At 61.5% G+C, this 19,401-nt stretch carries 18 protein-coding genes; 5 read left to right on the top strand and 13 right to left on the bottom strand.

Features of this window, described 5'->3' with window-relative positions; genetic code table 11:
- Positions 1-32 precede the first annotated feature (32 nt).
- Positions 33-479, top strand: a complete 447-nt coding sequence (locus tag BLV09_RS31015) for a nucleoside deaminase (protein ID WP_146690112.1) — start codon at positions 33-35, stop codon at positions 477-479.
- Positions 480-574: 95 nt separating this feature from the next.
- Entirely contained in the window at positions 575-1,372 is a 798-nt protein-coding gene (locus tag BLV09_RS31010; protein WP_146690111.1) for a substrate-binding domain-containing protein, read from the top strand.
- Positions 1,373-1,486: 114 nt separating this feature from the next.
- Here the strand turns inward: BLV09_RS31010 and BLV09_RS31005 are convergent, their stop codons facing one another.
- From BLV09_RS31005 to BLV09_RS30965, 9 genes are all read right to left on the bottom strand, one after another.
- Positions 1,487-2,230: a transporter substrate-binding domain-containing protein gene (locus BLV09_RS31005; RefSeq protein ID WP_433994452.1), complete on the bottom strand. Its 744-nt coding sequence runs from the start codon at positions 2,228-2,230 to the stop codon at positions 1,487-1,489.
- Positions 2,231-2,421: 191 nt separating this feature from the next.
- The gene (locus tag BLV09_RS31000) at positions 2,422-3,723 is read right to left on the bottom strand and encodes an MSMEG_0569 family flavin-dependent oxidoreductase (RefSeq protein ID WP_146690109.1); all 1,302 of its coding nucleotides are present in this window, start codon (positions 3,721-3,723) and stop codon (positions 2,422-2,424) included.
- A 13-nt stretch (positions 3,724-3,736) separates the two neighbouring features.
- On the bottom strand, positions 3,737-4,024 hold the full coding sequence (locus BLV09_RS30995) for an MSMEG_0570 family nitrogen starvation response protein (protein WP_146690108.1): 288 nt from the start codon (positions 4,022-4,024) through the stop codon (positions 3,737-3,739).
- Complete coding sequence (locus BLV09_RS30990; RefSeq protein WP_146690107.1) at positions 4,017-5,183, bottom strand: MSMEG_0565 family glycosyltransferase; 1,167 nt, start codon at positions 5,181-5,183, stop codon at positions 4,017-4,019. Before BLV09_RS30990 ends, BLV09_RS30995 begins: the two co-directional genes overlap by 8 nt.
- Positions 5,180-6,175, bottom strand: a complete 996-nt coding sequence (locus BLV09_RS30985) for a sll0787 family AIR synthase-like protein (RefSeq protein WP_146690106.1) — start codon at positions 6,173-6,175, stop codon at positions 5,180-5,182. Before BLV09_RS30985 ends, BLV09_RS30990 begins: the two co-directional genes overlap by 4 nt.
- Positions 6,175-6,723: an MSMEG_0567/Sll0786 family nitrogen starvation N-acetyltransferase gene (locus BLV09_RS30980; protein ID WP_146690105.1), complete on the bottom strand. Its 549-nt coding sequence runs from the start codon at positions 6,721-6,723 to the stop codon at positions 6,175-6,177. The genes BLV09_RS30985 and BLV09_RS30980 overlap by 1 nt, the downstream gene beginning before the upstream one ends.
- Positions 6,720-7,856 carry an MSMEG_0568 family radical SAM protein gene (locus BLV09_RS30975; RefSeq protein ID WP_146690104.1) on the bottom strand — a complete coding sequence of 379 codons (1,137 nt, stop codon included), beginning with the start codon at positions 7,854-7,856 and terminating at the stop codon, positions 6,720-6,722. The genes BLV09_RS30980 and BLV09_RS30975 overlap by 4 nt, the downstream gene beginning before the upstream one ends.
- A complete protein-coding gene (locus BLV09_RS30970) occupies positions 7,765-8,826 on the bottom strand; it encodes a Nit6803 family nitrilase (protein ID WP_146690103.1) in 1,062 nt (353 codons plus the stop codon). Before BLV09_RS30970 ends, BLV09_RS30975 begins: the two co-directional genes overlap by 92 nt.
- 46 nt (positions 8,827-8,872) lie before the next feature.
- Positions 8,873-9,355, bottom strand: coding sequence for an MSMEG_0572/Sll0783 family nitrogen starvation response protein (locus BLV09_RS30965; protein ID WP_100386023.1), 483 nt, complete (start codon positions 9,353-9,355; stop codon positions 8,873-8,875).
- Between the two features lie 342 nt (positions 9,356-9,697).
- Here BLV09_RS30965 and BLV09_RS30960 point away from each other — a divergent pair, with 342 nt between their 5' ends.
- Positions 9,698-11,080, top strand: coding sequence for a PLP-dependent aminotransferase family protein (locus tag BLV09_RS30960; protein WP_146690102.1), 1,383 nt, complete (start codon positions 9,698-9,700; stop codon positions 11,078-11,080).
- Here BLV09_RS30960 and BLV09_RS30955 read toward each other — a convergent pair.
- The 3 genes from BLV09_RS30955 to BLV09_RS30945 all read right to left on the bottom strand — a co-directional run bounded on the left by BLV09_RS30955 (position 11,077) and on the right by BLV09_RS30945 (position 14,316).
- Positions 11,077-11,700, bottom strand: coding sequence for a DJ-1/PfpI family protein (locus tag BLV09_RS30955; RefSeq protein WP_146690101.1), 624 nt, complete (start codon positions 11,698-11,700; stop codon positions 11,077-11,079). The genes BLV09_RS30960 and BLV09_RS30955 overlap by 4 nt on opposite strands.
- 7 nt (positions 11,701-11,707) lie before the next feature.
- A complete protein-coding gene (locus BLV09_RS30950) occupies positions 11,708-13,015 on the bottom strand; it encodes an MFS transporter (RefSeq protein WP_146690100.1) in 1,308 nt (435 codons plus the stop codon).
- Positions 13,016-13,137: 122 nt separating this feature from the next.
- Positions 13,138-14,316, bottom strand: a complete 1,179-nt coding sequence (locus BLV09_RS30945) for an MFS transporter (RefSeq protein WP_146690099.1) — start codon at positions 14,314-14,316, stop codon at positions 13,138-13,140.
- A 74-nt stretch (positions 14,317-14,390) separates the two neighbouring features.
- On the opposite strand from BLV09_RS30945, the gene BLV09_RS30940 reads away from it, so the two are divergent.
- Both BLV09_RS30940 and BLV09_RS30935 read left to right on the top strand, forming a co-directional pair.
- On the top strand, positions 14,391-15,191 hold the full coding sequence (locus BLV09_RS30940; protein ID WP_146690098.1) for an AraC family transcriptional regulator: 801 nt from the start codon (positions 14,391-14,393) through the stop codon (positions 15,189-15,191).
- A gap of 185 nt (positions 15,192-15,376) precedes the next feature.
- Positions 15,377-16,726, top strand: a complete 1,350-nt coding sequence (locus BLV09_RS30935; protein ID WP_146690097.1) for a malonyl-CoA decarboxylase — start codon at positions 15,377-15,379, stop codon at positions 16,724-16,726.
- Positions 16,727-16,785: 59 nt separating this feature from the next.
- Here BLV09_RS30935 and BLV09_RS30930 read toward each other — a convergent pair whose 3' ends face one another.
- Positions 16,786-19,176 (bottom strand): TonB-dependent receptor, encoded by a 2,391-nt coding sequence (locus BLV09_RS30930; protein ID WP_349536698.1) that lies wholly within the window; start codon positions 19,174-19,176, stop codon positions 16,786-16,788.
- Positions 19,177-19,401: the final 225 nt, after the last annotated feature.

Here is a 19,401-nt window from a genome sequence, read left to right as displayed (position 1 = left end):
TTAGTAGCAGAGTTATCCAGGTAATACGAGACATGACCGCATCATCTTTCATGGATTTGGCCCTGAAAGCGGCCGAAAAGGCCGGAAAAGCCGGTGAAGTGCCGATCGGGTGTGTGATCGTGCTTAATAACGAGGTGATCGCGTCCGCCGGGAACCGCACCCTGACCGATCGAGACCCGACCGCGCACGCCGAAATCCTGGCCATCCGACAGGCCACGGAAGTGGCGGGCAGCGAGCGGCTGGTCGATTGCGATCTCTATGTCACGCTGGAGCCGTGCACCATGTGCGCCGGCGCGATCTCGTTCGCGCGGATCCGACGGCTTTATTACGGTGCGGCCGATCCCAAGGGCGGCGCGATCGATTCCGGCGTGCGCTTCTTCGCCTCCCCGACCTGCCATCACGTACCCGAGGTCTATTCCGCGGTCGGTGAAAGTGTCGCCGCAGCCCTGCTGCGGGAATTTTTCAGATCGCGGCGGTAGGAGTTCGAACCCTAGGCTAATCTCAATTTGCGGGATACGATTGCGTCAACGGTATCGAGGACGGCCGATCAAGAGTCGTCCCAGGGAGGAATGCCATGAGGTCGAGACTAATCGTTGTTCGCGCGTTCGCGTTGGGCTTCGCAGCCACGCTGTGGCTGACCGGCGCAGCCGATGCGGCGGAAGTCCGGGTGATGATCTCGGGCGGACTGACGGCAGCCTATAACGCGCTGGTCCCGGAATTCGAACGCGCCACCGGCAACAAGGTGATCACGGCATACGGACCTTCAATGGGAACGACCGTGAACGCGATCCCGGTGCGGCTGGAGCGCGGCGAACCCGCCGATGTCCTGATCATGGTCGGCTATGCGCTGGGCGATCTCGTCAAGCAGGGCAAGGTCGCAGCCGACAGCCGCGTCGATCTCGTGAAGTCGCCGATCGGTATTGCCGTGAAATCCGGCGCGCCGAAGCCGGATATCAGTTCGGCGGACGCGGTCAAGCACGCGCTGCTCGCGGCGAAATCAGTCGCCTATTCCGACAGCGCCAGCGGCGTCTATGTCTCGACCGAAATGTTCCAGCGCCTTGGCATTGTCGAGGACATGAAGGGCAAGGCCCGGCAGATTCCGGCCGAGCCGGTCGCAGGCGTCGTGGCGCGCGGCGATGCCGAGATCGGCCTGCAGCAGATCAGTGAAATGCTCCCCGTCCCCGGCGTCGACATTGTCGGCCCCCTGCCGGCAGATCTGCAGAAGATCACGGTGTTCTCGGCCGGCATCGTTACGACCTCCAAGGAGCCCGACGCCGGCAAGGCGCTGATCAAGTTTCTTGCTTCACCCGCGGCCGGCGCCGCGATCGTCAAGAGCGGCATGGAGCCGATCCCGGCGAGCGCAACGAATTAGAGCATGATCCGGAAAAGTAGAAGCCGGTTTTCCGAGAAGATCATGCTTAAACAAAAAGATAACGCTAGAGCGTGATTCAACTCAGTTGAATCATGCTAGAAGGCCGAAGGAGCGCTACTTCGTCCGGATCGGCGTGTCCTTCAGCCCGTTATTGTCATAGGCCTTGCGCAAGGTGCCGTTCGACACCGCATCCGTCATGAACTTGGTCGCGAACGCCAGTGATTGCGGATGATTTAACGGCACAGCCACCGCGGTCACGGTTTGCTTGAAGGTTTCATCCAGCACGTGCGTTCCCGGAATCTTCCTGGCCATGGCGTTGAGCTGGTCGCGCGACAATGCGAACGCGTCGACCTCGCCATTCTTCAGGAGATTGAAGATCTCGTCATAGGTCTGATAGCCCGTGACCTTCGCGTTCTTTAGATGCGCAACCGCGCCGCGCATGGTGGTGGTATTATTGACCGCGGCGACCTTCATGCCAGGCTGATCGAGCTTCTCGAAATCCGTCGCCGATGAGCCGGCTTTTACGATGTAGGTTGCATCGGCGACTTCATAGATCGGCCCGAACGACATCTTGGTCTCACGCTCCGGGTCTTTGGGCAAAAAGGTGATATCCCAATTGCCCTTTGAAACAGAATCCGTGATCTGCCCGGAATTCTGGTACACGACGTACTCAACAGGTACGCCAAGCTGCGTGGCCATTTCCTTACCGAGATCGACCGGCACCCCGGCATAGCCTCCCGCTTCGGTCTTGGTGGACCAGAACGCGCCACCGGCGGGACTGATCGCGATCGCCACCCGCAGCTTGCCGGTCGGCGCGATTTCGTCCTTCAGGGCATCCGCGCTTGCAGGACCAACCATCATCATCGAGACCGCCAGAACGACGCCAGCGAGATACGGCACAGATTGAACATACATCGGTTTCTCCACCCATCGGCTCGTTATGATCGATCGAGCCTTCATCGGCCATTTTGGCCGATTGAGACAGGCGTTAAAACCCAAATCGCCGCGCTAGATCAATAAATTTGTCGCGACATGATGCCGTGTCCACATCACGCCGCGTTTTCCGCGGGCTGAAAGGCCGGTTGAGCGGACGCCGCGGCCTTCGATGGAAGCGCACTCGCAGCAATGTGTTTCGAGACGAACTCGGCATCCCGTCCGACGCCGACGAAACGTCCCGACCCCCACGTATAGAGCCAGGGCAGGCCCAGCACATAGACACCGTCCATCGAGGTCACACCGCGCCGATGGGTCGGATAGCCGGCACCGTCGAAGATCGGAAGTTCGACCCATGACCAGTCGGACCGGAAGCCGGTGGTCCAGATCACCGTGCTGATTCCGGCTTTGGCCGGATCGAGCGTGGCGATGGTTTCGGTGGGCTGCCAGACCGGCTCGTAGTGTGGCGACGCCGGCGCCTCAATGCTGTTGCGCGCGATATGGTTGTCGATCAGGCCGCATATGCCGTTATAGACGCGATCTGCATTGTCGAGATTGTTCTGAAGATCGCCGGCAAACTCGAGCTGGCCGTTCTGGATATCCTTGAGCCGCCCATAGAGCGTCATGCCCTCGAGCGCGAACCGGCGCAGGTCGATATCCCGGCCGCCGTCACGCCCGGTCAGATAGTGGTTGGCGTTCTTGCGCACCTTCTCCTTCAGATTATGCTGGTCCACCGGCAAATCGTACTGGCCGAGATCATCGAGCCATTCCACGGCATCGCGGCCGCGATAAACCCGCGGGCAGCGTGGCGCGCTACCGACCGCCAGATGCACTTTGCGGCCGGCCAGATGCAAATCCTCGGCAATCTGGCAGCCGGACTGACCACTGCCGATCACGAGCACATCGCCCGGCGGCAAGCTTTGCGGATTGCGATAGGCTGAGGAATGCAGTTGGGTCACCGGGCCGTCGAGACGAGCCGACATCAGCGGCACGTTCGGAACGTGATAGCCGCTAACCGCGAGCACGACCGCATCGGCCGTGATCCCGCCCGCGCTGGTCTCGAGAGCAAAGCCGCCGCCGACATCCTGCTTCAAACGCGTCACCGCGACACCTTCTCTGATCGGCGCCGAAATGTGTTTGGCATAGCCCTCGACATAACCGACGATTTCATCACGGAGCATGAATCCCTTGGGGTCGCTGCCCTGATAGGGATATCCCGGGAGCTGGCATTGCCAGTTCGGGGTCACCAGGCAGAACGCGTCCCAGCGCTGGGTCTTCCATGAATGCGCGATCTGGTTCTTTTCGAGGATGACGTGATCGATGCCGCTCTGCTTGAGCTGATAGCTCATGGCAAGGCCAGCCTGGCCGCCGCCGATTACGACGACGCTCGCATGAGAAGGAATCGACGATCCGGTCATGGGATTCTCCCTGTTATTCGTGAAAGGATGTGATGGTCACGCCTGCGTTCGACGACGCCTCGAACCGTTGGGCGCTGGCTTCCAGCTTCGCGAGTTGGCCCATCGCCCGCGAACAGGCAAAACCGTATTTCTCCCGCACCCGATCGCTTGCGATCATCAGTGCGGTTCGGCTGCGCCGCATGAATTCCGCGACGTCGTAGGTCGTGCCGACCTCCAGGTGATCCTTGATGACGAGCGAAGGCGAGTAGCATTGCTCGGTCGCACCATCCGGCCAGCGAATCTGGAACAGCATCTCAGGCATGCTGCAGCTCCACGAGCCGTTCATAGACCGGCAGATGCGCGCGCGTCGTGTTGCTCCAGTCGTGCTGGCGCGCCACCAGCGTGCCGCGCTGGGCCAGCCTCGAATGCAGCGGCTCGGTCAGGACGATTGCGATCGCATTTGCGATCGAGGCGACGCTGAACGGGTCGCACCAGACCACGTCGTTCTCGTGAAGATATTCGGTGAACGGCGCCATCCGCGACGTGACCACGGGCGTGCCGCTCGCCATCGCTTCCAGTACGACCAGTCCAAAACCTTCCTTGACCGAGGGAAAGACCAGCGCATCCGCCGATCTATAGAGCGACGGCATGTCCGCATCCGGAACCGGACCGAGGTAACGAACGGCGCGGGCGAGCACATCATTGTCCGAAAGCATCACATCGAACTGCCGGCGATACGACGCGTGGTCGAGCAGCGAGGCGCCGCCAACAATGACAAGCTGCGCGTCGCGGTGAATGTTCAGCACCTGCTGGAACGCTTCGAGAATCCGGACGCTGTTCTTGCGCACTTCGATACCGCCGACCGCGAGCAGCACCTGGCTGCCATTGATCCCGTATTTCTCCCGCACCTCCTGATCGATCGCACGCGGGCTGCTCCCGAAGCGCTCGGTGTCGACACCGTTTCCGATTGCTGTCGAAGGCCGGCCGAAGGCCGACATGATCTGCTCCTGCCAGAGCGCACTGACGACCAGCAACTCGTCGGCCTCGGTAATCGAGCGCACCTGCCAGTCGCTGAGGCGCGGGTCCGTGAAGCTGTCGATATGGTGAACCGTACGCGCAAATCTGCCGATCAATCCGCGCCGCTTCAGCGTCGCCAGCGCATTGCCGGAAATGGCATCCTGCGCGTGGAACACATCGAAGCCCCGGTTGGCCGGCAGCTCAAAATGCCTGACGTAATCGGCGATACGGGCGCGCACCATGTCGGCGACATCTTTGGCCGCAGGCGAAGCCATGACCGTGACCGCGGGCGACAAGGGCGCGCGAAAAAACCCCTTGCCGCTCGGATCGGGCGCGTGCACCACCGCCTCATGGCCGAGCCGGGTCAGGCTGTCGGCAAGCTCGATGGCGTGCACCACACCGCCGCGCGGATTGGTCGAATGCGCGAGGATGGCAATCCGTAATGGCCGGCTGCCTTGGGTCATGCGACGGCCTCCATCGCTGGCCGAGCCAGCTTTCCGGTGCCGATCAACGGCTGTTGCGCAAAATCCCAGACCGTCTCGGACGCCGCGCCATCGCTGATGCTGACGCGGCTGCCTTGCGAGATCGAACCGATGGTTGCCGCCGCAATGCCCCGCCCCGCAAAGCGCGCGATCGTCTCAGCGACATTCCACGGCTTGACCGACAGCAGATAGCCGAAGCTTGGAAAGGTCAGCAGCCAGCGCTCCAGCGCGACCTCGGCCGGTTTCGGGATCGAGCCGATATCGATATCGATGGCAACGCCGGAGCATTCGGCCAGCATCGCGGCCGTGCCGACGATGCCACCCTGACTGATATCTTTGGCCGCGCATGAAAGCCCGGCTTCGGCGATCGCGGGCAGCAGCTCGAGGTCGCCGCGCAGGCGCGCATGCGGCGCATCGGTTGCGGCTTCCCAGTTCGAGAACGGCTCGCGGTAGCGACCGCGCAGATCGATCGCCGTAATCAACGCGTCGCCCGGTTCGGCGTCGAAGCTGGTCAATAGTCTGTTGGCGCGGCCGAGGATCGCGACCGAGAGCTGGCCGCGGTCGGTCCGGATGTTGGTGTGACCGCCGACCACCGGAACATGATAGGCCTTCGCCGCATCCTTCAATCCCGCCAGCACCGGTGCGGCATTGGCCTCACCATCCGCCCAAATCGCGTTGACGACCGCGATCGGCCGTCCGCCCATCGCGGCGATGTCGGAGATATTGACCATCGCGCCGCACCAGCCGGCGAACCAGGGATCGCCGGCGACGAATTCGTTCATGAAACCTTCGATCGCGAACAGCAGATAGCCGTCGCCGTCAGGTATCGCGGCGCAATCGTCGCCGACCGGAATAATGTCGTCGCCGGACAGCCCGAGCAATTTGGCCACCGACGCAATATCGCTCTTGGCCGCGATGCCGCTGCTGCGGCGCAGCCGCTCGGCGAGTGTGGATATGGCGAGCGGGGCCGTCATCACGCAGCCAGCTTCGGCAGCGAGAGGAAGCCGACTTCGGGCTCGGGGAATGGCGGATAGAAATCCAGATCCGCCTGCATCATGTGATGCGGCTTGCCGTACAGCTCGACTTCCTTGAGGCTGCGCCAGTGCATATGACGGAAGAGATCGACGTTCTGGCTTTGAATGTTGCCCAAAAACGTATGACAGCCGCGCGCATGCGCCGAGGCAACCGCCAGCCGGATCAGTCCGGCGCCGACCGCGCCCAGCCTGCGATATTGCCTGGATACCGCAAGCCGCGAGCCCCACCAGACGCCGCGATCTTCGGGATGCCGGTGAATACGAACCGTGCCGACCACCGCATCCGCCGCGACGCCAAAAAGCGAAATCGCCGCGATCGGGATCGCTGTTTCATCGACCGCGTCGCGGTCGTCGCCATCGAACAATCCCTGTTCGCTGCAGAACACCTGACGGCGCAGCGCCGCGGCGCCGCGCTTTTCCCACGCCTCCGTTGCAAATTTGATCTGGTAGGCGCTGGCGAGAAACGGCTTGAATGGTTCGAAGATCATGCGCTGATCCTTTTCTCGTAAGTCGACAATGCCGAGCACGCGCCGCATTTGCCGCAGCCGGCTTTGATGTCGCTCGATTTCATTCCGCCTGTGACCAGCATGTCGGCGAGCGGCGCCAAGATGTCGTGCATGAGAGAGGGCGGCGGCGTTGGATGGCTTTCCAGCGGCGTGCCTGCGATCGGCACGAACGGCACCACGAACGGATAAACGCCGGTCGCAACCAGGCGCTCGCAGATCGCAAGAATCTCTTGCTTGCTGTCGCCAAGGCCGGCGAGAATGTAGGTGGAGACCTGGCCACGTCCGAACACCGGCACCGCGGCTTCGAACGCCCTGAAATACCGTTCCACCGACACCTGGGCCTTTCCGGGCATGATGCGGGCACGGACGCTTTCAGTGACGGCTTCCAGATGCATGCCGAGCGAGTCGATGCCGGCGTCGCGCATGTGCGTAAACCAGATATCGTCGTCGGGCGGTTCGCATTGGCCCTGGATCGGCAGATCGACCGCGGCTTTGACGCCGATCGCGCTCTCGCACAGGATTTTCGCGCCGCGGTCGCTGCCGGGCGGCGTGCCGGTGGTCATCACCATATGCGTGACGCCATCGAGTTCGACGGCGGCTTTTGCGACTTCGCCGAGCTGCTCCGGCGTCTTGCGTTCGATGGTGCGGCCGGCCGCGAGCGATTGGCCGATGGCACAGAACTGACAGGTCTTGGTCCGGCTCTGGTAGCGAATGCAAGTCTGTAAAATGGTCGTCGCCAGCACGTCGCGGCCGTGCAGCGTGGCGATCTTGGAATACGGAATGCCGTCAGCGGTCGATCGCTCATAGAAACGCGGCCGCAACTGGAATTTTACTTCGCCGATCACGGCGCCGCCTCGGCTGACCCGGCTGCGGCCGAGCCCGTCCGGCTTATCGACGACATAGGGGCTTTCGAACGCCGGCGCGTTATGCACCGGGATCATCACGGTCGCGCCGTTGATCGTCATCGGCATATGGTCGGAGGGACCGGCCCCGCCACGGCGGCTGTCGCCGCCAGCCTTGGGATCAACGAGTCGAACTCCGAAGGATTGCAACTCGTTGATCAGCTGCTCGGTCGGCATCGGCCTCGGCTGCTCGGAAGGTAGAATCGGTTTCATCGGATGGTCCTCCTGATGTGGAGAAAGACGGTGTCGGGTGTGATTTGCGCATCGGGGCGGTGGCGCGGTCGTCCCACAACAGCGACAGCAGTTCAGGCCGCGCATAGTGGCCGACCGAATCCATCATCCGCTTGCGTTTGACGATCAGCGCCATGTCGAGGTCGGCAACCAGAATGCCCTCGCCTGACGTGAGCGGCGGAACGATGTGATTGCCTTCCGGCGAGATGATCGCTGTCATGCAGCCGCCGCGCAGGCCGCGGCGTGGACCTTCCTCGGGTGAAATCTTTGCGATCTGCTCTTCGGTCAACCAGCCCGTGGCATTGACGACGAAACATCCGCTTTCCAGCGCATGATGACGGATCGTGACCTCGATCTGATCGGCGAAGATTTGCCCGACCAGCGAGCCCGGAAACTGCGCGACGTGGATTTCCTCGTGCTGCGCCATCAGCGCGTAGCGGGCGAGCGGATTGTAGTGCTCCCAGCAGGCCAGCGCTCCGATCCGCCCCACGGCGGTGTCCACGACCTTCAGGCCGGCGCCATCGCCCTGCCCCCAGATCATACGCTCGTGAAAGGTTGGCGTGATCTTGCGACGCTTCAGAACAAGCGTGCCGTCGGCGTTGAAAATCAATTGGGCATTGTAGAGCGTGCCGTGGTCACGCTCGTTGACGCCGAGCACGACCACGATGCCATGTTGGCGTGCCGCCGCCGCCACCGCTTCCGTTACCGGACCGGGGACGACAACCGCGTTGTCATAGAGGTGAATATGCTCGGCACCGCTGAGCATCGGCGGCCGGATAAAGGAGAAGTAGGGATACCAGGGCACGAACGTCTCGGGGAACACGACGAGACGTGCGCCTTTTGCCGCCGCTTCCGCGGTCGCGGCGAGGACGCGGTCAAGCGTCCCCGTCGGCGTATCGAGATCGGGCGCGATCTGCACCGCGGCAACCCTGATTTTCGGTTTCTCGGCCATAGGCGCCTCGTCTCGTCCAGTGTTGCCTGTCAGAGCGTCCAAATGTTCAGAGTGTCCAGGTGTGCAACATGAAGGCGTTTTCGTTGCGATGGAGCAGCGTGAGGTCCAGCACATCGAGCGGGCTGATCGGAATGATGCCGGGGATCAGCGAGGGTTCGCCGTGACCGTACAGCGCCTGCAGCGCGAAACGGCATGCATAGACCTTGCCGCCTTCCGCCATGAACTTCACCAGCGTGTTGTTGAAGTTCTGGTGACCCGGAAACGCTTCGTCACCGAGTTTGGGAAAGCCGCGCTGCACGCCGAGCGTGACGCCGGGGCCGTACAGCAGGATCGACGTCTCGAAGCCCTTGCGCATCAAGCGCGTGGCTTGCAGCATGTTGACGAAACCGATCGAGCCTTCGAACGCGACCGTGTGAAATGTGACGAGCGCCTTTTCGCCGGGCTTGGCTTTGACGTCTTCGAAAACCTTCTGTTCGTAATCGACGAGATAGTCGCCCTTTTGGTGCGCGGGCTGTGTGACGGCTGGCATGTAGCACTCCTTGCTTTGGCCCCGGGGCGTTCGCCGGGCGCGTCAGCAATATTGCAACGGACGTGCCAATTGACCTTTTGCACAACCGATCATCAAAACAGTCAATTTGCTATCAATTATACATTCAATCTTGAATGGATTCCTGACGGGATCGAAACGGCTGCCGCAAAAAAATGCGTAGAAATCTTGTGCGGCCTGCATATCCAACGGGCAAAAACCAGTTGAGGGAACCGGACCGACGGCAATTCACCTCAATCTTTACGGCACCAACAAAAGGTTGCATTAGGATAGCTAAATGCAACAATATGCAGTCAATATTCGACCCTGGAATGCTGAGGATGTATGGCCGACTGGACACCTGATCTCGCGACCAGCGACAAGCCCCGTTATCTCGCCATTGCCGATGCCATTGCAGACGATATCGGCGCAGGAAGATTGGCCGTCGGCGACCGGCTGCCGCCGCAGCGTAAACTCGCCAAGCGCCTCGATGTCGATTTCACGACGGTGGCGCGCGGATATGTCGAGGCGCAGAAACGCGGCCTGATCGAATCCAAGGTCGGACAAGGAACCTTCGTTCGCAACAGGCCGAAGCCGCGCCGGAACCAGCAGCCTCCTGCGCCGCGCCCGGTCGATCTTTCGATGAACCTGCCGCCTGAGCCCGACGATCCCGATCTGATCGAGCGCATGCAGGCTGGCGTCGAGTATGTGTCGCGCGATATCGTTTCGCTATTGCGCTACCAGGGCCTCGGCGGCACGCAAGCCGACAAGGATGCGGCCTCAAGCTGGCTCGGACGCCGCGCGCTGGTGCCTGCCCAGGAACGGATTTTTGTCTCGCCCGGCGCGCATCCGGCCCTGCTCGCGATCCTGACCATTCTTGCCAAGCCAGGCGATGCCGTTCTGTGCGAAGCCATCACCTATCCCGGCATTCGCTCGATCACGGCACAGCTCGGGCTGCGGCTGATCGGCTTGCCAATGGATGCCGAAGGCATCGATGTCGATGCACTCGCCGATGCCTGCAAAAAGACAAAACCCAAGGCGCTGTATCTCAATCCGACCTTGCAGAACCCGACGACGCTGACGATCAGCGATCAGCGGCGGCGCGATATCGCAGCCGTCGCGCGCCGCTTCAAGCTTCCGATCGTCGAGGATGATGCTTACGGATTCATCCCGACGCACGGCCATGCGCCCTTTGCCGCGATCGCGCCCGATCTGACCTGGCATGTCGCGGGCCTGGCGAAATGCATCGGCGCGGGACTTCGCGCGGCTTACGTCGTCGTTCCCGACACCCGCTCGACATGGCCGTTTGCGGCGGCGCTTCGCGCCGCGACCGTGATGGCCTCGCCGTTTACGGTCGCGCTGGTGACGCGATGGATCGAGGACGGAACGGCCGATACGCTATTGCGCTTCATCCGCAGCGAAACCACCGCGCGACAGAAGCTGGTTTCGGAGATATTGCCGAAGGGCATTTATAAGAGCGACCCGCTGAGCTTCAACATCTGGGTCGAGCTGCCAAGCTTGTGGAATCGCGCGGCCTTCGTCGGACATATGCGCTCGACCACGATCGGCGTCGTGGCCAGCGACGCATTTACGGCCGCCGGACCGCCGCCGGAAGCCGTGCGCGTTTGTCTTGGAGGTCCGATCGGCCGTCCGCGGCTGGCGGCCGGACTGGAATATATGGCGCACGCGCTGGAGGAAGCGCCGGAGCTGGCATCCGCGTTTCTCTAGATCAGGACCGGCGCGAAGCCTTCCCGATTGGCCTGCCACGCGCGCTGATATTCCATGATCCGCGCGGTTTCATCGGCGACGTGCTGGCCAAGCATCGTACTGAGAAGATGGAGCGTGGCGTCGATGCAGAGCGAAACGCCGCCACCGGTCACCACCCCATTGCCTCGATCCACCAGCATGGCCTCGCGCACGTCGATCTGCGGATAGCTGGCGCGCATGACCTCGATCGGGGGCTTTTCCGGCGGCACCACCTCACGCTTGGTGGTCGCGGGGCCATCATTCAGGATACCGCTCGCCGCCAGGATCATGCCGCCGGTACAGACCGAGGCGATGCGGCCCGAGCCGTGAACACGCCTGATATAGTCGAGCGTGCCAGGCGCTTCCGCCTGCACGATCCATCCGGGGCCACCGGTGACGATGACGAGATCGCAAGCGGGCGCCTCGTCAATCCCGAAATCGGCATTCACCTTCAGCCCGTTGGCGAGCGCAACAGGTCCGGCACGGGGCGCGATGGTGCAGATCTCGATTTCCGGCGCGATGCGGCGCGCCATCGACAGCACGCCGAAGGTCGCGAGATCGATCGGCTCAACACCATCGTAGATGAAGATGCCGAACAGCATGGGCGGCCTATTCGGTCAGCGAGCCGCCCACGGTCTCACGCGCCGCCAGTGCCGCTGTGAGCGTAATGAGTCCGAGCACGACCAACATGATCGACACACCGGTGGTGCCGCCGATATAGCCGGCCATCGCGGTCGCGACGATCGGCGCAAAGCCGCCGCCGATCGCGGCGGAAAGCTGAAATCCGAAGGTCGCACCGCTGTAGCGCACGCGCGGTCCGAACAATTCAGGGAAGTAGGCGGATTCCGAGGCGAACATCAGGCCGTGACCAAAATTCATCGCGAGCATCATGGCGATGAAGACAACCGCCGCACTCTTGCTTTCCAGCATCCAGAACAGCGGGAATGCGAACACGATCGTGAACAGCGCGCCGACAATGAACAGCGGCCGGCGTCCGATCTTGTCCGAGAGCCAGCCGAACAGCGGCAGGGTGATCAGCTCCAGCAGCGCTGCATAAAGCACCGCGTTGAGCATCATCGGCTTGGACAGGCCGAGCCTGGTGGTGGCGTAGACCACGACAAACACGGTGAGCATATAGACCCACGACACCTCGGAGAGCTTCAATCCGACGGCAATGAGAAACGATTTGGTGTTCTTGCCGATGGCTTCGCCGAAGGGATTGCTGGACAAGCCGTCGCGCATCTTGAGGCCTTCGAACACCGGCGTCTCAGGTACGCGCGACCGTACGAACGTTCCGATTGCCAGCAAGAGAATGCTGATCAGAAACGGGATGCGCCAGCCATAGGCCTGGACGTCGGCGTCGGATAATTTGGTAACCAGCGAGAATACCAGCGTCGCCAGCACCAGTCCGATCGGAAAGCCGATCTGCACGAAGCTCGTGTAAAAGCCGCGCCTGTCGATCGGGGCGTGCTCCAGCACCATCAGCGAGGCGCCGCCCCATTCGCCGCCAAGGCCAATGCCCTGGATGACGCGCAGCACGATCAGCAGGATCGGCGCCAGGATCCCGATCGAAGCATAGGTCGGCAACAGGCCGATGCAAAAGGTGCTCAGGCCCATGATGAACAGCGTCAGCACCAGCATGGATTTGCGGCCGAGCCGATCGCCGTAATGGCCGAATAATGCGGCGCCGAGCGGCCGCGCTACAAAGCCGACGGCATAGCTGCCGAGCGCAGCCAAGGTGCCGGCCAGCGGGTCGAAGGTCGGGAAAAATGCCTTGTTGAACACGAGTGCCGCCGCGGTCGCGTAAATCAGAAAATCGTACCACTCGATGATGGTCCCGATGCTGCTTGCGAACACGATGGAATTGATCTTGTCGCGCTCGATATCGACGGTCGGCGCGGTTGCCGTGATGGTCATCGGAGGGCCTCCGCTGATGCGCAATCCTCCGCAAAAGGAGGATATCTGGCTTAAGCGGATGCAAGCGGCATGCCGGATTATCGCCCCATCCCGGGACGAAACCTGTCGCGGAATGGAAGCGGTCAGTTCGCCTGGGCGGCCGGCACCCGGATTTCCTGCGGCAGGATGATCGCAGCGGCGATCACCAGCAGGCAAAGTGCTGCGAAGGTATGCAGCATGGTGACGAAGCCACCCTGCTGGTACAGCCACGCCACAAGTCCGACGGAAACCCCCGCCGCGGTAAAGCCGACGAAATAGCGCACCGCGTAGGCGCGCGAACGCCATTCCTCGCTGGTGTACTTACCGACCATGGCATCGTTGACGGTCACCTGTCCGAAGGCGCCCATCACGATGCCGATTGAAACCAGGATCAGCGGCAGGTTCGACAAGGTGGCGGCGAAATAAAGAAACGGCGCCAATACAAAAGACAGCGGCAGCGAGACCGCTTTCAACGAATGCTGGTCGAGCAGCTTGCCGATGGTATATTGCGTCATCGCGCCGAACACATAGACGCACGCCGCGATCGCGCCGAGCAGTGCGGGGCTCTTGGTCAAGTCTGCCAAGCGTTCCGCGAACAGTTTCGGCAGCGCCACCGTAACCGCGTTGAAGGTGGTCGATATCGCGATCACCACGATCAACAGCGCTACGATCACACGCCACATGTCCTGTTTGGCGACGCGCGCCTGCGCCGCGGCCTGTTTCGAGCCGGTGCGATCCTCGTGAACGACTGCCCAGGCGAAGGCCACGCCGATCAGGATCGTGACGATGCCGGGAATGATGAAGGCCCAGCGCCAGCCGAGATACTGGCCGACCACGCCGGTGACCAGCGCCGATGACGCCACGCCGAGATTGCCCCAGACGCCGTTGAGCCCCATCTCGCGACCGAGCTTGTCGGCGTAGGATACGATCATGGCCGTCCCGACCGGATGATAGATCGACGCGAAGATGCCGATCGAGAGCAGCGCGGCCCCGAGCTGCAGCGGCGTCTGCACCAGCCCGACCGAGATCATCGACGCCCCGATGCCGACAAAGAAGATTACCATCATGTGCCGCCGGCTCCAGCGGTCGCCGAGCCAGCCGGTGAGCAGCGAACCCGCGCCGAAGGCGATAAAGCCGGGGGTCGCGTAAGGCAGCAATTCGGAATAGGCCATGCCCAGCGCCGGCCCCATGACGATGACCGCGGCGGCAAAGATCAGCATCGAATAATGATCGATAAAATGGGCCGCGTTAACGAAACCGATCACCCGGGTCGGGTTGTTCATCTGACGAATCCTCGTGTCGAATCCTGCTATTTTCTGCGATAGTTATAGGGTGTTACCCTGACGAGAAGTCGCCAATGACTGTCGCCGAAAAGCCAATTAGCGCGATCATCGGACGCCGTATTTCAACCGGCGACGGCGTCTACATGATTGCCAACCGCTACCGCAAGGGCGTTCGGCTCGACACCCACCTGCACCGCCAGGCGCAGCTGGTCTATGCCGCCGAGGGCACGATGCAGGTCACCACGCCCAAGGGACGCTGGCTGGTACCGCCGGACCGTGCCGTTTGGGTGCCCGCTTTGCTCGAACATTCGATCGACGTGCTGGCCGACATCGAGATGCGCACGCTGTATTTCGATCTGGCCTGGCTCGCCCGGCAAGATCGCAGCCAGGATTTCGACGCTGAATATGTGGTGCGGGTGTCGCGGCTGCTGCATGAGACGATTCTCGCGCTGTTCGACGGCCGTAACGACGCCGAACGCACCGAGGTTCTGGTCCGGCTGGCGCTGCTCGAACTGCACGAGGCGGAAGATTCCGCGACCTTCATTCCCTTGCCGCATGAGCCTCGCTGCCGGCGCGCCGCCGACATCGTGCTCGGCGACCCCACCGGTTCGCACGAGATCGAGACGCTGGCGCGCGCGGTCGGGACCTCTGCGCGAACGCTATCGCGGCTGTTCGCCTCCGAGACGCAGTTAAGCTTCAAGAGCTGGTGCCAGCGCGCGCGCATCGCGGCCGCGATCGAAAAGCTGTCGATGGAGGCCAATGTCTCGGTCAAGCAACTCGCTTCCGATCTCGGCTATGCCAGCGTGCCGGCGTTTTCGCACGCGTTCCGGCAGGTCACCGGCAAGACGCCGACCGAGTTTGCGGGAAAGGAATGAGAAAGTTCGTCACACGCGGACGGGTTCGACCCGCGTTAAGCCCGGCCAGGACAAATTGCGGCCTTCGCGGACATGGCAAATTGCCGTATTGTCAGCCCGCTTGATTGTGACCATCATTACCATAAATCTCGTGTAGACAATTCCGTCCGGTTTGGATTCGACTCACCCCTGACTTTATCGAGCACATGGCCAACGCCTTTTTCTCCGATCTCCTCTCCACGATTTCCGAGCGCGGCCGCACGCTGCTTCGCCGCGGCGGATCGACCGAAACGAAACAGGACGCCTCCGAGCTGCTCGAATTGTGCCAGGCGCTGCTGTCCGGCCGGGGCGAGGCCTCGGGTACCGCGATGGCCCGCGAGGTGCTCGACCGCTACCATCACCTCGATGAAGCAGGCCGGCTTGCTTTCTTCGAAACGCTGACGCGCGATTACGGCCCTGACCGGGAAAAGCTCTCTCATGCGATCGAGACCTGGCGCGCGCAGCCAAGCGACGACGATGCCAGCGATCTGCATTTCGCGTCCGAGCCGCGCCGGCAGGAACTGATCCGCCGGCTGAACCGGGCACCGAGCGGCACCAGCGAACTGGTGGCGATGCGCGCGGATTTGCTTCGTGCCATGAAAGCTAACAAGGACCTCGCAGTGCTCGACCGCGACATCGTGCATCTGCTGTCTTCATGGTTCAACAGAGGATTTCTCGTGCTGCGCAGGATAGACTGGTCGAGCCCCGCCAACATCCTCGAAAAGATCATTCGCTATGAAGCGGTGCATGAAATCCGTGACTGGGACGATTTGCGCCGCCGCATCGATCCGGTCGACCGGCGCTGCTACGCCTTTTTTCACCCTGCTCTGATCGATGAACCCCTGATTTTCGTCGAGGTGGCGCTGACAGAGGCCATTCCCGGCGCGATCGCGCCGCTGCTCGCCGAAGACCGCCGGCCGGTGGCTATCGAGCGCGCACGCACCGCCGTGTTCTATTCGATTTCGAACACGCAGCGCGGCCTCGGCGGCATTTCCTTCGGCAGCTTCCTGATCAAGCAGGTGGTCGAGGAACTGCAGCGCGAATTGCCAAAGCTGGAGAATTTCGTGACGTTGTCGCCGGTGCCCGGCTTCATGCAATGGCTCAAACAGAGCGATGTTCCGGTATCCGATGAAGGCCGGGCGCTGCTCGATCAGCTCGACAAGCCGGACTGGTTCGAGAACGCGGAGCTCGCGGCGCAGCTGCGTACCGTGGTTGAGCCGCTCGCGGCCTATTATTTCCTGAAAGCGCGCTCGTCGAAGGGGCGGCTGATCGATTCGGTGGCGCGTTTCCATCTCGGCAACGGAGCTCGGCTGGAACGGATCGACTGGCTCGGCGATCTCTCGCCCAAGGGGCTGCGCGAATCCGCCGGCGTCATGGTCAATTATCTCTATCGTCTCGAGGATATCGAGAAGAACCACGAAGCCTATGTCAACCAGGACGAAATCGCCGCCTCAAACGCGGTGAAGAAACTGCTCAAGAGCGAAGGCCGGCGCTTGCTGGATATGCGGCTGTCGTAGCTTTCCGGCGTTTGACTAGCACACGGCGGGAGGCAAATGCCTCCCCACAAAGTCACCACTCAGAACGTGGCCCTTGCCGACACGCGGAAGGTACGCGTTTGCCCCGGCGAGATGTTATTGTTGCCGTCCGCCGACGCCCAGTAGCCGGTGTTGAAGATATTCTCGACGTTGAATTGCGCGCGCCAGTTCTCGTTGATCTTCAGGTAGACTGCGGTGTCAAAGCGGACGAAGCCCGGCAGTCTGACGGTGTCGTCGGACGACGCAAAGGAGTCGCCGAAGTAGATGATGCCAAGAGCAGCGCCCCACATCGGGTTAATCTGATATTTGTTCCACCACGCGAATTGGTTGTAGGGGACGAGCTGAACGCGATTTCCGGGGACGACAGTCGTCGATGTCGCGCTGGTGATACGCGCGTCTGTGTAGGCATAGGCGAGTGACGACTGCCAATCGTTCGTGGCATAGCCAACGAGACTCGCCTCGAATCCCCTGGTCAAGGTGCTACCGGACGCGAAGAAGAATCCTGGATTGTTGCCGTCGGCGATCGGCTGATTGGTGCGGTTCAGATTGTAGACGGCGGCCGAGAACAACAGCTTCGGATTGATATTCCACTTCGCGCCAACTTCTGTGTTTTCGAATTCTTGTGGTTGCAAAATCAAGGTGCCGGGACTTAACGTACTGAATTGATCGCCGGAAGCCGGCAGATATGAAACGCTGTAGGCGGTATAGAGCGACACAGTTTCCACCGGCTTTAGGATCACCGCGGCTTGCGGGGAGACCTCATCGTCGATCCTGGCTCGCTGTATGTTCGTATTCATGTCCAGCGCCGACATGTCGAAGCGATCGAAGCGGGCGCCGCCGATCAACTGCAGCCAGCGGGTGATTTCGATCGTGTCGCGAGCATAGGCCGAATCCACGAAGAGGCGATATTTGCTGTTTGAATCGGCAGCGCTGACACCGGGCGAGAAGGCCCCCGGATACTGATGGATGAAGGTGACGGGTCCAAAATAGGTCGGCGCAAACGGGTTCGCTATAATCGTATTGGAGATACCACCGGCCGCGGTCGGGAAAAATCCGGTGTTGCGGATATCGACACCGCTCTGCTGGCCGAATTCCGTGCCGAATGCAATCGTGTGAAGTGCGGGACCGGTGTTGGTTTTGTAAACGAAATCGGTCTGGTTGAAGGCGTTATCGCGGTTGGTCCAGTGCTGGTACGCCCCGAGGTTTAACGATGTATCGGCGGGATTTACCGCTCCTCCCAAGGAGCCGTTGGCCGGATAAACGTTCTGGTAAAATTTCTTGTAGTCGGCATAGATCGTCCCGTTCCTGACCGTCAATCCGTTTTCGAAATCGTGCTCGACGATAGCCATCGTGGTCTGCACGTTAGCGCTTGCGACATTGTAGGTCGGGCTGCCGAAGAAAGTCGTAAGATCCCCGTTCGGTGCAAACGGGGTGGCCGGATTGAAGCGAGTCGATGACGGCGCCGTTGCGTTGACAGCTTGCGACGGGTTGCCGCGATCGGACGTGCGCTCGTCGTGGAAATACTCGTAGCTGAGCCTGATCTTGGTATTGTCGTCCGGCTTCAGCGTGATAGTTGGATTAATGCCGTAGCGCTCGATCTGGCCGAAATCCCGGAACGTATCGGTGCCTTCGTAGAACGCGTTGAGGCGCACGGCCACATTTTCATTGACCGCCTGCCCAGCATCGAGCGTGAAACGCCGGTCGCCAAAGGAGCCGGTTTGCGCTGAGGCGTCATACACGCGGGTGCCATCGGCCTCCTTGAGCGTTCGGTTGAGCAGGCCGCCACCGGCGCCACGACCGAAGGTCAGCGCGCTCGGCCCCTTCAGGACTTCGACGCTTTGCGCATTATAGAGATCGCGAAAGTACTGAACGTCATCACGGAAGCCGTTGACGAAGAAGTTCGCGCTGGAGTCCACACCGCGAATGACCAGCTCGTCACGATTGCCTTCGCCCTGATGCACGGCGACACCGGGGACATAGCGGGTGACGTCGGTGAGACCCTGAAAACTCTGGTCCCTGATGAAGTCCTTGGTGATGACACTGAGCGACTGCGGAATGTTGACCAGCGGCGTGTTGGTTTTGGTCGCGACCGACGTGCTGTTTGCGTAAATGCCGACCGTACCGGTGCGCGCGTCCTGCGACACTGCGAAAACCTTCGGCGCCGGCGCCGGCTCTGGTCGCCGCGCGGTTTGCGCGCGCCGTTTACGCGCGCTGTCGGCCCGCTTGACAGGGGCGCTATTGGCGCGACGCCTGTCGTCGGGAGCGGTAACGGTCACCGGCGGAAGCGAAGATCCATCGGTGTCACGCTGCGCCGACTGCGCTGGCGCCTCCTGGGCTCCCATCAACATTCCGAGTGCGGCGTAACCTACCGACAGCAGCGGCGCTCTGGATGCGAGACGGGCTCGATGTTCGACCTTGAACTTGCTTGTCACGTTAGCAGCCCCCACAGCTTGTCGTGCTTTTTCGCGGCAAGTGGTTCATGGCTAACGATAACGAGTGCGTCCAGAGCATCAGAGAGGGGTGCGTCAAAATGACTTTCTCGCGCAGTACGATTTAGAAACAATCTAGTTTTTTTAAATCGAAGAAACGACTGCGGCACAATTACTTTTCGCTCGCGTCAATTTTTCGAAGTCGAAGACAAACGCGCCTGCTTCGAA

This window comes from Bradyrhizobium canariense (assembly GCF_900105125.1).
Lineage (GTDB): Bacteria > Pseudomonadota > Alphaproteobacteria > Rhizobiales > Xanthobacteraceae > Bradyrhizobium > Bradyrhizobium canariense_A.
The sequence above is the reverse complement of the archived record's forward strand: the minus strand, read 5'-3'. Positions and strand labels throughout refer to the sequence as shown.

Coding starts and splice junctions, on each gene's coding strand:
- BLV09_RS30975 (WP_146690104.1), bottom strand. CDS start 7,856: ATGAAACCGATTCTACCTTCCGAGCAGCCGAGGCCGATGCCGACCGAG.
- BLV09_RS31015 (WP_146690112.1), top strand. CDS start 33: ATGACCGCATCATCTTTCATGGATTTGGCCCTGAAAGCGGCCGAAAAG.
- BLV09_RS30990 (WP_146690107.1), bottom strand. CDS start 5,183: ATGACCCAAGGCAGCCGGCCATTACGGATTGCCATCCTCGCGCATTCG.
- BLV09_RS31010 (WP_146690111.1), top strand. CDS start 575: ATGAGGTCGAGACTAATCGTTGTTCGCGCGTTCGCGTTGGGCTTCGCA.
- BLV09_RS30980 (WP_146690105.1), bottom strand. CDS start 6,723: ATGATCTTCGAACCATTCAAGCCGTTTCTCGCCAGCGCCTACCAGATC.
- BLV09_RS30955 (WP_146690101.1), bottom strand. CDS start 11,700: ATGCTGTTCGGCATCTTCATCTACGATGGTGTTGAGCCGATCGATCTC.
- BLV09_RS30950 (WP_146690100.1), bottom strand. CDS start 13,015: ATGACCATCACGGCAACCGCGCCGACCGTCGATATCGAGCGCGACAAG.
- BLV09_RS30965 (WP_100386023.1), bottom strand. CDS start 9,355: ATGCCAGCCGTCACACAGCCCGCGCACCAAAAGGGCGACTATCTCGTC.
- BLV09_RS30970 (WP_146690103.1), bottom strand. CDS start 8,826: ATGGCCGAGAAACCGAAAATCAGGGTTGCCGCGGTGCAGATCGCGCCC.
- BLV09_RS30940 (WP_146690098.1), top strand. CDS start 14,391: ATGACTGTCGCCGAAAAGCCAATTAGCGCGATCATCGGACGCCGTATT.
- BLV09_RS30960 (WP_146690102.1), top strand. CDS start 9,698: ATGGCCGACTGGACACCTGATCTCGCGACCAGCGACAAGCCCCGTTAT.
- BLV09_RS30985 (WP_146690106.1), bottom strand. CDS start 6,175: ATGACGGCCCCGCTCGCCATATCCACACTCGCCGAGCGGCTGCGCCGC.
- BLV09_RS30945 (WP_146690099.1), bottom strand. CDS start 14,316: ATGAACAACCCGACCCGGGTGATCGGTTTCGTTAACGCGGCCCATTTT.
- BLV09_RS30995 (WP_146690108.1), bottom strand. CDS start 4,024: ATGCCTGAGATGCTGTTCCAGATTCGCTGGCCGGATGGTGCGACCGAG.
- BLV09_RS31000 (WP_146690109.1), bottom strand. CDS start 3,723: ATGACCGGATCGTCGATTCCTTCTCATGCGAGCGTCGTCGTAATCGGC.
- BLV09_RS30935 (WP_146690097.1), top strand. CDS start 15,377: ATGGCCAACGCCTTTTTCTCCGATCTCCTCTCCACGATTTCCGAGCGC.
- BLV09_RS31005 (WP_433994452.1), bottom strand. CDS start 2,230: ATGGTTGGTCCTGCAAGCGCGGATGCCCTGAAGGACGAAATCGCGCCG.